11 protein-coding genes and 1 pseudogene are annotated in these 11045 nt (G+C 35.9%); all 12 read left to right on the top strand.

Going from position 1 to position 11045, the window contains the following annotated elements:
• Positions 1-180 precede the first annotated feature (180 nt).
• The 12 genes and pseudogenes from ACYQ3D_RS12190 to ACYQ3D_RS12135 all read left to right on the top strand — a co-directional run bounded on the left by ACYQ3D_RS12190 (position 181) and on the right by ACYQ3D_RS12135 (position 11040).
• Positions 181-309 (top strand): hypothetical protein, encoded by a 129-nt coding sequence (locus tag ACYQ3D_RS12190; protein WP_459838660.1) that lies wholly within the window; start codon positions 181-183, stop codon positions 307-309.
• A 413-nt stretch (positions 310-722) separates the two neighbouring features.
• A pseudogene (locus ACYQ3D_RS12185) lies at positions 723-926 on the top strand (UPF0236 family transposase-like protein); the annotation flags it as partial.
• A gap of 174 nt (positions 927-1100) precedes the next feature.
• Positions 1101-2195 carry a glycerol dehydrogenase gene (locus ACYQ3D_RS12180; RefSeq protein ID WP_459838658.1) on the top strand — a complete coding sequence of 365 codons (1095 nt, stop codon included), beginning with the start codon at positions 1101-1103 and terminating at the stop codon, positions 2193-2195.
• A 162-nt stretch (positions 2196-2357) separates the two neighbouring features.
• Entirely contained in the window at positions 2358-3500 is a 1143-nt protein-coding gene (locus ACYQ3D_RS12175; RefSeq protein WP_459838656.1) for an iron-containing alcohol dehydrogenase, read from the top strand.
• Positions 3501-3933: 433 nt separating this feature from the next.
• Positions 3934-4785 carry a sulfide/dihydroorotate dehydrogenase-like FAD/NAD-binding protein gene (locus ACYQ3D_RS12170; protein WP_459838654.1) on the top strand — a complete coding sequence of 284 codons (852 nt, stop codon included), beginning with the start codon at positions 3934-3936 and terminating at the stop codon, positions 4783-4785.
• Positions 4767-6152: an NADPH-dependent glutamate synthase gene (gltA, locus tag ACYQ3D_RS12165; RefSeq protein ID WP_459838652.1), complete on the top strand. Its 1386-nt coding sequence runs from the start codon at positions 4767-4769 to the stop codon at positions 6150-6152. The genes ACYQ3D_RS12170 and gltA overlap by 19 nt, the downstream gene beginning before the upstream one ends.
• A 475-nt stretch (positions 6153-6627) precedes the next feature.
• Positions 6628-7485 (top strand): bifunctional methylenetetrahydrofolate dehydrogenase/methenyltetrahydrofolate cyclohydrolase FolD, encoded by an 858-nt coding sequence (folD, locus tag ACYQ3D_RS12160; RefSeq protein WP_459838650.1) that lies wholly within the window; start codon positions 6628-6630, stop codon positions 7483-7485.
• A 5-nt stretch (positions 7486-7490) separates the two neighbouring features.
• Positions 7491-8717 (top strand): exodeoxyribonuclease VII large subunit, encoded by a 1227-nt coding sequence (gene xseA, locus ACYQ3D_RS12155; protein ID WP_459838648.1) that lies wholly within the window; start codon positions 7491-7493, stop codon positions 8715-8717.
• Positions 8718-8839: 122 nt separating this feature from the next.
• Positions 8840-9028, top strand: coding sequence for a helix-turn-helix domain-containing protein (locus ACYQ3D_RS12150; RefSeq protein ID WP_459838646.1), 189 nt, complete (start codon positions 8840-8842; stop codon positions 9026-9028).
• A 177-nt stretch (positions 9029-9205) separates the two neighbouring features.
• Positions 9206-9520, top strand: a complete 315-nt coding sequence (locus tag ACYQ3D_RS12145) for a hypothetical protein (RefSeq protein WP_459838645.1) — start codon at positions 9206-9208, stop codon at positions 9518-9520.
• Entirely contained in the window at positions 9501-10736 is a 1236-nt protein-coding gene (locus tag ACYQ3D_RS12140) for a ParM/StbA family protein (RefSeq protein ID WP_459838644.1), read from the top strand. The genes ACYQ3D_RS12145 and ACYQ3D_RS12140 overlap by 20 nt, the downstream gene beginning before the upstream one ends.
• The gene (locus tag ACYQ3D_RS12135) at positions 10720-11040 is read left to right on the top strand and encodes a hypothetical protein (RefSeq protein WP_459838643.1); all 321 of its coding nucleotides are present in this window, start codon (positions 10720-10722) and stop codon (positions 11038-11040) included. Before ACYQ3D_RS12140 ends, ACYQ3D_RS12135 begins: the two co-directional genes overlap by 17 nt.
• Positions 11041-11045: the final 5 nt, after the last annotated feature.

Below are 11045 nucleotides of genomic sequence, written 5' to 3'. Positions count from 1 at the left end.
AGGTCTTGGTTTGAAATCAGGAATAACTATTGATAACTAGGGAAAAGACTATTAAAGGAGTGACTAATATGATTTGGAAAGAGAGTTTTAAGATAGGTGTAGAAGCAGTAGATAAGTAGCACAAAGAATTATTTAGACGCTTTAATGTTTTTTTACAGGTAGTAAGAGGAGAAGATGATATTGAAGTCAAGGCTGATAAAATTGAAGAAACACTGGAGTTTAGTGGTCGGTCGGGTATTAACCTGGTTAATCAATCATGTAGCTGATGAAAACCAACGAATTGCTGAGTATGTTGCTAATAATCAATAAGGAGTTGATAACATGAGTCACTACATAGATCCTATTTTGCAAGCAACTGATAAAGTATTAACGAATATGTTCCAAATAGAGTCTGAATAAGGAGAGTTAGAGCAGACAGTCTCAATGGCTACAGATAAGGTAGTAACTGTTCCGTTAGAGACTAAACTAGATCAATTTGTAATTAATTTAGCAATTATAGAAGGTTAATTCAAGGCACGGGTTACCGTGTCTTTTTTTGATAGCGTAAAAAAGTGTATGTGAATTAGTCCAAAAGAAAAAAAGAATGGAAGATAGTAAAAAAGAAATATCAAAGGATGAATAACTCTTTAGAAGCTGAATTAGTGGATTTAGCATCGAGAAATGCTTATAATAAGGTAGGTAAATAGGCAGTAGATGATTTAGAAATAAATGACCAAATAGTGATGAATAAGTTAAGAAAGCTAGGGCAAATAGAAAACAATGAATTAAATGAAGTAACAGAAAAACGGGAAGTAAACTGTTTGTATGTAGAAGCAGATGAAGATCATGTAGCTTTGCAAAATGGGAAGAAAGCAATACCTAGATTAGTTTATATTCATGAAGGAATAAATAAAGTTGGAGATAAGAAAGAATTGAAGAATAAATATAGGAAGGAGGACAGGTTTAACTAGAGCTTTAAAAGCAATTGTTTGATTGGGAAAAAAATTTTTAATTATTAACCTATAAAAAATTGATGCTATCATAATTGTCTTCCACTTTTTGATATTTTAAAAAAATAATGTTATAATAAAGATGGTCAAAATATAAGAGGAGTGATATCAATGTTAAAAATCATGAGAACACCATCCAGATATGTTCAAGGGGAAGATGCAATTTCAGAAATCAAAGAACATGTTGAAAACCTGGGAGATTCCTTTTTAATTATCGCCAGTAAAACAGCCATGAAAGTTACCAAAAATAAAATAAAAGAAAGCTTCCAGGATAGTAATGCTGATCTAAAATTTGAATTATTTAATGGCCAGTGCACTATGTCAGAAATTAATAGACTCAAAAAAATTGTAGAAGAAAATAATATCGAAGTTATTGTTGGTGTAAGTGGTGGTCAGACACTGGACACAGCTAAATCAGTGGCCTATTATGAAGATCTACCAGTAGTTATCTGTCCTACAGTGGCAGCTACGGATGCACCCTGTACAGCCCTATCAGTTATTTACACCGATGAAGGCGACTTTGATAATTACTTATTCTTTCCCACAAATCCTGACGTAGTTATAGTCGATACCACAATACTTGTTAATGCCCCTATTAGATTTTTAACTGCCGGTATGGGTGATGCTCTGGGCACCTATTTCGAAACCCGGGAATGTTATAAAAATAATGCGGACAACCTTGTTAGCGGTAAAGTAAGTGAAGCCGGATTTACTCTGGCAAAACTCTGCTATCAAAGATTATTAAGCGATGGCTATAAAGCAAAAATGAGTGCAGAAACGAGAGTAGTTACTGAAGCACTTGAAAACGCTATTGAAGCCACTACCTATTTGAGCGGTGTAGGAGCAGAAAATGGTGGCTTGGCTGCTGCTCATTCAATTTATAATGGTTTTACTAACTTACCTCAAAGTGAAAACTTTATGCATGGAGAAATGGTTGCTTTCGGAACTCTGGTCCAATTAATACTGGAAAATAGTGATTTAGAAGAAATCGAAGAGGTAATTAACTTCTGTTTAAGTGTAGGCTTACCTGTAACCCTTAAGCAAATGGGACTTGAAGATCTAACAGATGAAGAGATAATGAAAGCTGCCTCTGCCAGTTGTGTCGAAGGAGAAACAATCCATAATATGACTACTCCAATGACAGCTAAAAAAGTATATAATGCAATCCTGGCTGCAGACAAATTAGGTAGTCAATATCTAAAATAATAATCTTATTCAATTGGTAGCTAAGTTTGATATAATTAGTCATGGTGAAACAACTCCTTTGGAGAAACTCCTGTTTTTTATTAGGATTGACTAGAAAGCCAATTCATGTTATATTATTAACAAGGCGATTTGTTAAAAATATAACAAGGAGTGATACTAGATATGAATTCTTTTATGATCCCGCGAGATGTGGAATTTGGTGAGAAGACATTAAGTTACTTAAGTGAGTTAGAAGGTCAACGGGCTGTCTTAGTAACTGGTGGTAGTTCTATGCGCAGATTTGGATTTTTGGATCAGGCTCAAGATTATTTAGCAGAAGCAGGAATTGATTCTCGAGTAGTTGATGGAGTAGAGCCTAATCCATCAGTCAAGACAGTACTAAAAGGTAAAAAGGAAATGCTTGATTTTGAGCCAGATTGGGTGGTAGCTATTGGTGGGGGATCAGCGATTGACGCCGCTAAGATTATGTGGGCTTTTTATGAACACCCTGAACTTGATTTTGAAGAGATTGTTGAGGTTGGTTCTCTGCCCAAATTACGGAATAAAGCTAAATTTATTGCTATTCCGTCCACTAGTGGAACTGCTTCTGAGATTACTGCCTTTTCTATAATCACTGATACAGAAGAAAAGATTAAGTATCCAGTTGTTTCGCCGGAGATTATTCCTGATATTGCAATTGTTGATCCGGAGATTCCAGCTACTATGCCTGCTAACATTACAGCTAATACAGGGCTGGATGTTTTAGCTCATGCTGTAGAAGCCTTTGTTTCAACAGGTGCTAGTGACTATACTGATTCACTAGCGTTAAAGTCTATCAAACTAGTATTTGAGTACTTACCTCAAGCTTATCAAGATGGTGATGATATGGAAGCAAGAGAAAAGATGCATAATGCTTCTACAATCGCAGGTATGGCTTTTTCTAACTCTTCTTTAGGTATTGTGCATAGTTTAGCTCATAAAATAGGTGGTGAGCTTCATGTTACTCATGGCTTAGCTAATGCTATCTTATTGCCTTATGTAATTGAGTATAATTACGAAGCGGCTGGTGATAAATTTGCTAGAGCAGAAGATGCTTTAGGAGTAGATAATTTAGCAGATGCTATTAGAGAGTTAAACGAAGAGTTGGATATCCCTAATTCCTTTAGTGAGATTGATTGGATGGACTTTACTGAGGAGGACTTTAGGGAAGTCTTGGATAGAATGGCTGCTAATGCTTATGAGGATCCTTGTACCGCTACTAATCCGGAGGAGCCAACAGTAGAAGATATGAAAGAACTTTATAAGCAAGCCTTTTATGGGGCTTAATAGTAGATTAATCTTTAAAACAGGGCCAACTTTACCGGTCCTGTTATTTTTTCTTGCTTTTAGTTCCGTGAGTGATATAATTGTAGGTAACTGTATAGTATTAAGGAGGCACTTTCGTGCCACAGCTATCTGTCGTCTGCTATGTGTCGTGAGCCAAATCAAATTCAAAACCATAGATCTAATTTAACTCCTTGAAACATAGTAATTTTAAGGGGTTAGATTTTGAATTTAAAGGTTTTGAATTCCTACGAGTCCTTTGGACTCTCCGTGAAAATCTTCTGATCCTACAAGTTTCACAGAAACTTTTCGTGATAAAAAGCATCCGCACACAGCACACCTTTCGGGTCTTACGACCACTTCATGATAAATCTACTGACGACTGTGTCACCTGTGGTGACACAATATATAACTGAATATTGAGGAGGGTAATAAATTGTATAAGATTGTAGCTAAGGATAATTTAGCACCAGAGATTGTTAGATTTGAGGTTGCAGCATCTGAAGTAGCTGCTAAGGCTCAGCCAGGTCATTTTTTAATTGTCCGGGTTGATGAGAAGGCAGAACGGATTCCCTTAACTATTGCTGATTATGATCGGGAGCAAGGAACAATTACAATTATTGTGCAAGAGGTTGGCTTTAGCAGTCGCCAGATTTGTAATTTAGAAGTAGGTGATGGATTTTTGGATTTAGTTGGCCCGTTAGGTGAGCCAATTGAGACAGAAGGTTATGATAAGGTAGTCTGTGTCGGAGGGGGCTTAGGAGTTGCTCCGTTATACCCTAAGGCTAAGTCTCTAGCTCAGCAGGGAACAGAAGTAGTTAATATTTTAGGAGCTCAGACAGCGGAAAAATTGATTTTAGAAGATGAATTCAAGGAACTAAGTGATCGATTATATATAGCTACTGATGATGGTTCCCAAGGTCATGAGGGCTTTGTCACAGGAGTTTTAGAGGAATTATTAGAGCAAGAGAATGATTTTGAGTTAGCTATTGCTATTGGTCCAATGATTATGATGGAAGCAGTAGCTGATTTAACAGCTGAATATAGTTTAGATACGATAGTTAGTTTGAATACTTTAATGGTTGATGGGACAGGGATGTGTGGTGGTTGTCGAGTAACAGTAGGTGAAGAGACTAAGTTTGCTTGTGTAGATGGCCCTGCTTTTGATGGGCACTTAGTGGATTTTGACGAGCAGTTGAGAAGACAACAATTTTATACTGAGCAGGAAGAGGAAGCTAAGCAGTGTCAACATGCTGGAGGTGAGCATCAATGTCACAAGAGGAACTAAAACATAAGATGCCAGAACAGGATCCTACAGATAGAATTGATAATTTTGGTGAAGTTGCTTTAGGTTATGATGAAGAGACAGCTATCAAAGAAGCTAAGCGTTGTCTCCAATGTTCTAATCCCAAGTGTAAAGCAGGTTGTCCAGTCGGAATTGATATTCCTGAATTTATTTCGTTAATAGCAGCAGGTGAGTTTGAGCAGGCAGCTTATAAAGTCAAAGAAAAAAATAATCTTCCGGCTATTTGTGGGCGAGTCTGTCCCCAAGCAGAACAATGTGAAGCAGAGTGTATAGTAGGGATCAAGAATGAACCAGTAGCTATTGGTCGGTTAGAGCGATTTGTAGCTGATTATATCAGTGATACAGAACAGGTTGAGTCAGTTAACCAGGATCAAGGTCAGGTAGCAGTAGTAGGGGCGGGTCCATCAGGTTTAACGGCGGCAGCTGATTTAGCTAAGTCAGGTTATCAGGTTACTATTTTTGAGGCCTTTCATAAGCCAGGCGGGGTCTTAAGTTATGGTATTCCAGAGTTTAGATTACCTAATGAAGTAGTTCAGCGAGAAGTAGAGAAGATCAAAGAGTTAGGAGTAGAAATCAAATTAAATAAGGTAATCGGTAAGATCGAAGGAGTAGAGGAGTTATTTACTGAAGGTTATGATGCTGTATTTGTAGGAACTGGAGCTGGCTTACCTAAGTTTTTAGGTTTAGAAGGAGAGAATTTAAATGGCGTTTATTCAGCGAATGAATTTTTAACGCGAGTTAATTTAATGAAAGCCTATAAGTTCCCTGAGTATAAGACCCCAGTTCAGATAGGAGATAAAGTAGCAGTTGTAGGAGCAGGTAATGTAGCTATGGATGCTGCTCGGACTGCTTTACGTCTAGGGGCTAAAGAGTCAATGATTGTTTATCGACGGGGACGAGAAGAGATGCCGGCCCGAGAAGAAGAAATAGAACATGCCCAAGAAGAAGGGGTAGAATTTAAATTATTGAATAATCCTACTCGTATCTTAGGTGATGAAGCTGGTTTTGTAACTGGGATGGAGTGTATTGAGATGGAGTTAGGTCAGCCAGATGAGTCAGGTCGGCGACGTCCAATTGCTATAGAAGAATCTGAGTTTAAACTGGAAGTAGATACAGTAATTATGGCTATTGGGCAAGATCCTAATCCGATTTTAATTGATGATACTCCAGAATTAGAGACAACTGAGTGGGGTACAATTAAAACTGAAGCCACAACAGGAATGACTAGTAAAGAAGGAGTCTTCGCTGGGGGAGATGTAGTAACAGGTGCTGCAACAGTAATTGAAGCTATGGGTGCTGGTAAGCAGGCTGCTCAAGCTATTGTTGATTATATTGAGAGTGAAAAGTAAATTTAGGGGAAGAGAGGTGGCTGAGAGGTCACCTCTTTATTGTGTTACTAAAGCTACTTTCAATGCTTCCTACGGTTAAAGAGTTATTGGAGATATCAAAAAATACTAGAGCATATATTACTCTCTTATTTTAACCACAAGTCGCCCCCCAGGAGTATTTCCTTCGGGTCACTGATTGTTCTAAATAAATTAAAATTAAAGCAACTTTTTGCAATTACTAGGTAAGAGTTTCACAACGACATTTGAATTTTTTAGTAACGAATCTTAGCGAACTGGAGTAAAAATAAGGCTTGAATTATCTAATTTGCAGAACATTAATTAGATTAGCCTTATTTTTAAGCAGTGAGCTGTAGATGAGTTTGAAAAAATTCCAGAAGTGAGAAAACTCTTGCCTAGTAAACTATGAATCTGAGACAATAGAGTATATTTTAATTATAAACTTTATATGCTATAATAGGGAATAGGAGGAATTAAAATGAAATTAGGTCAGGATAAAATTATAGATGGTAGAAAAGTAGCTAACAAGTTAGAAGCAGAAGTTACAGCAGAAGTAGAAAAATTACAAGAACAAGATATCACCCCTGGATTGACAGTGGTTTTAGTTGGTGCTGATCCAGCTTCAGAAGTTTATGTTTCTTATAAGGAAAAAGCTTGTCGACGAGTAGGTATTAACTCGGAAATTATTAAATTACCGGCAGATACTAGTCAAGAGGAATTGCTGACTAGGATAGAAGAATTAAATCAAGCGGAGAGTGTAGACGGTATTTTAGTTCAATTACCGCTTCCTAAGCAGATTAAGGAAGAGAAAGTAATTGAAGCTATTGCTCCCGAAAAGGATGTAGATGGTTTTCATCCTGTTAATGTAGGTCAGTTAGTAGCTGGTAAGGCTCAATTTGTACCTTGTACGCCGCAAGGAATTATGGAGTTGTTAGCTAGATATCAGATTGACTTACAGGGTAAAGAAGCAGTTATTGTGGGCCGTAGTAATATTGTGGGTAAACCACTAGCCAATTTATTACTCCAAGCTGATGCTACAGTAACTGTCTGTCATAGTCAGACTGAAAATTTAAGCAAACATACTAGAAGGGCGGATATTTTAGTTAGTGCTGTCGGAAGTCCTAACTTTATTACTTCAGATTTGGTACAAGAAGGTGCAACTGTAATTGATGTAGGAATTAATCGCACAGATGATGGATTAGTAGGAGATGTAGCTTTTGCGGAGGTACAGAGAAAGGCATCTGCAATTACTCCTGTACCAGGGGGGATTGGCCCGATGACGATAGCTAGTCTAATGAAAAATACTCTACTTGCTTGTAAAAACCGTCGCGGGTAGATACTATGGAAGATATTTTGTCTGTTTCCCAGTTGACTGCTTATATTAGAGAAGTATTAATCTCTGATCCGCACCTCCAGCAGATGGTAGTTAGAGGAGAGGTCTCTAATTATTATCGGCATAGCTCTTCGGGGCATATTTATTTCACTCTCAAAGATCAGCAAGCTAAGCTAAAGGCAGTTTTGTTTAGTAATCAAGCCCAAAAGATAGATTTTGATCTACAAGAGGGAAGCCAAGTAGTAGCTAAAGGACGAATTAATGTCTATCAACCTCGTGGAGAGTATCAGATCCAAGTTACTGATCTTAAGCAGGCAGGTAAAGGAGAACTCCAGATTGCTTTTGAGCAACTAAAGAAGAAGTTAGATCAGAAAGGATTATTTGCTAAAAAACATAAACAAGCAATTCCCCAAGTACCTCAGTCAGTAGGAGTTATTACTTCTCCTACAGGAGCAGCTATTCAGGATATAATTAGTGTTATTCAACGGAGATTTTCTAATACTTCGTTATTAATTGCTCCAGCTACTGTTCAAGGCAATAAGGCAGAAGCAAGTTTACTGCAGGCTTTAGATCTACTACATAATTATGATTTGGATGTAATTATTATTGGTCGAGGTGGCGGTTCATTAGAGGATTTATGGGCTTTTAATCAGGAAGAGTTAGCTAGAGCTATTTTTGCGTCCGAAATTCCTATTATCTCTGCTGTAGGTCATGAGACAGACTATACTATAGCAGATCATGTAGCTGATTTAAGAGCAGCTACTCCTTCGGCTGCTGCAGAATTAGTAGTGGTGGATAGACAGGAGATTAAGCGTTATTTAGATAGATTAAAAACTAATTTATATCAAGCTATAACAGATAAAATAACAGCAAGTCAAGAAAGACTAAAGTATCTACTACAGAGAAGGGCCTTTACAAGACCTGAGGATAACTGGAGTCTAGCTAGTCAACGAGTGGATGAGTTAAGTGACCGACTGGATAAAGCACTGACTGATAATTTAGCTGATCAAGAGGAAAGGTTAAATTCAATCATGGATCAACTTCATTCTTTATCACCGCTCCAAATTTTAGAACGAGGTTATTCTTTAAGTCGTAAGCAGAATAAGCTCCAAACAGAAATTAAGTCAGTTAATCAAGTAACTGCTAATGATCTGATTGAAGTAGTTGTTCAAGATGGTAAATTACATTGTAAGGTAGAAGATGTTATAACCGGTAAAATAGAAGATTTTAAATAGAATTAAGAAAAATATTGAAAATCTAATTATTTTTTTAGTATAATATAATTGTAAAGTATTTTTTTCCATATTATTAATAAAATAACTAAAAGGGGCTGATTAGAGGTAAGGAGGAGTCATAAATGGATAAGGAGAACATGACAGTTAAAGATGTAGCTAAGTACTTGAACCGATCGGAGACTACCATTTATAATATGTTGAATAATGGTGATTTGCCGGGGATTAAATTAGGTGGTAAGTGGATTGTGCGGAAGAAAGATTTAGATGATTTTTTAGATCAAAAGATGCAAGAACAGATAGCTGAAAAATAAGTGAGCAGTTTTTAAAGTAGATGCCTTAAGGCATCTACTTTTTTGTATAGTAATTAAATTAGAAGTAGATCTGATTTTACTTATTAAATTAGGTATAATTATTTGATTGACAAAAACTTACAACGAAGTTATAATATAGATAGATGGATTGATGAATGAATCAGAAAGGAGGTTACTATGGACTTTTGCCAGGATTGTTTGGAAGTGGTAGCAGATAATTTATCTCCATCAGACTGGTTTATCTTACAGGTAATTTCAGAAAATGGGATTAGTAATAAAGAAGATATTATTGGATTAGTAAAAGTACTAGCTAAAAAGGAACAGAGCAACTTGATTACTAGTAAATCAGGTATTAATTCAATTTTAAATAAGTTAAGTGGGGCATTATTGATTAATGTAAATTCAGTAGGGCGCCAAAAACTTTATTCAGTTAATAACAACGGCAAACAAATCTTAAAAGGAGTGAGCAATAATGAGAATCGAAAATTCTAATGTGTTAGGAGTTGATTTAGGCTATGATTCAGTCAAACTAAAAACTAAAGATAAAGAATTATTATTTCCTTCTTTAGCAGAAGAAGAAGAACAAGGAGTGTTAGCTGATTCTTCTTTTGAAGTCCTAAAGAGTAGAGGAAAGTTAGTAGAAGAATTTGACCCGGAAAAGATGATTATTCAAATTGAGACTGCTGATTCTAATGTCTATAGAGTAGGAGACTATGTTTTAAATCAACGGTCCTCTTCAATTGCTTATTCTTTATCAGGGGATAAATATGAGGAACCAGAGGAGTTTGCTAAATTATTATCGGGAATTTGTTTATTACATCCTAAGGCTGATAAAGTAGTAATTAATAATTTGATTACTGGTTTACCAATTAAGTATTATGAAAAGCATAAAGAAACATTCAAAGATGAACTGGAGAATAATTTTAAAGTAAAGTTTAAGAATATCAATAATGAGTTTATTCCTAAAAAAATTGAAATTAGACAAGCTACTATTATTCCGCAAGGGTTAGCTTCTTACTATGACTTTATTATGGATGAGAGTGGCTTTGTAACAACAGATATGGAGGGGGGGCTAGGAGTTGTTGATTTAGGAGGATTAACTATAGATTGTGTAGCTTTTAATGAAGGAGAGTTGATTAAAGGATCACCATTTTCCTTTAATGATGGAGTCAGAAAAAGAGTCTTCAAACAGATTCAAGATTCATTAGAAATTGATGTTTCCCAAGATATAATTAAAAGACAAATTCTAGCCGGTGAAGATAAAATTAAAGTTAGAAATCAAGTTTATAACTTTTCAGATATAAAAGAACAGGCTATTGATAGATTAGCTAAGGATATAGCTCTTCAAATTAAAAATCGGTGGGAATCCTATTTAATGATTGATAAAATTTTGGTTACCGGTGGTGCTGCTTTATTGTTATTTGATAAGTTTAATGAGTACTTAACAGGCTTTCCCTGTGAACAGATTCATGAGAATCCCCAATTTAGTAATTGTCGAGGTTATATAAAGTTAGGATTTGCCTTACATAGACAAGAAGAAAATAGTGAAGATGATACTTCTCAACCGCTAAAAAAGGAGCCAACAGAAGATAGACCAAACCAGTCCCCAGAGAGTGAAGAAGAGGATGTAGATAATATTGTGCGTCAGGAAGTAGCAACTACTTCAGATTTAGAAGTAGGTGATGATGATAATGGTAGAAATTCGTGATGGCTCTTTTCTGGAACTGCGACTTAAAGAAGATGAATTTACTAATCAAGAAGTAGAAAAAATAAAAGAGGAAATAAAAAGTAGTGGTCAATATGAGTTTGTTATTAGCGCAATTAAGAGTTATTTAACAGAAGAAGATAATTCTTTAGAGGAGTTAAAAGAACTAGTAGATAGAAATTATTCTTTATTACAGGATATAAAGTATAATAAAGCGACTATAAGTTCTAATAATCAAGTAAACTATGATCAAGAAAAACAACAAGCTAAAACTGATAAAGCACTTGATCTATTAAATCAGTTTTAGCTTGT

It is taken from the genome of Halanaerobaculum tunisiense (assembly GCF_054657635.1).
Note: the sequence above shows the minus strand (reverse complement) of the source record. Positions and strands in the feature narration are given on the sequence as shown.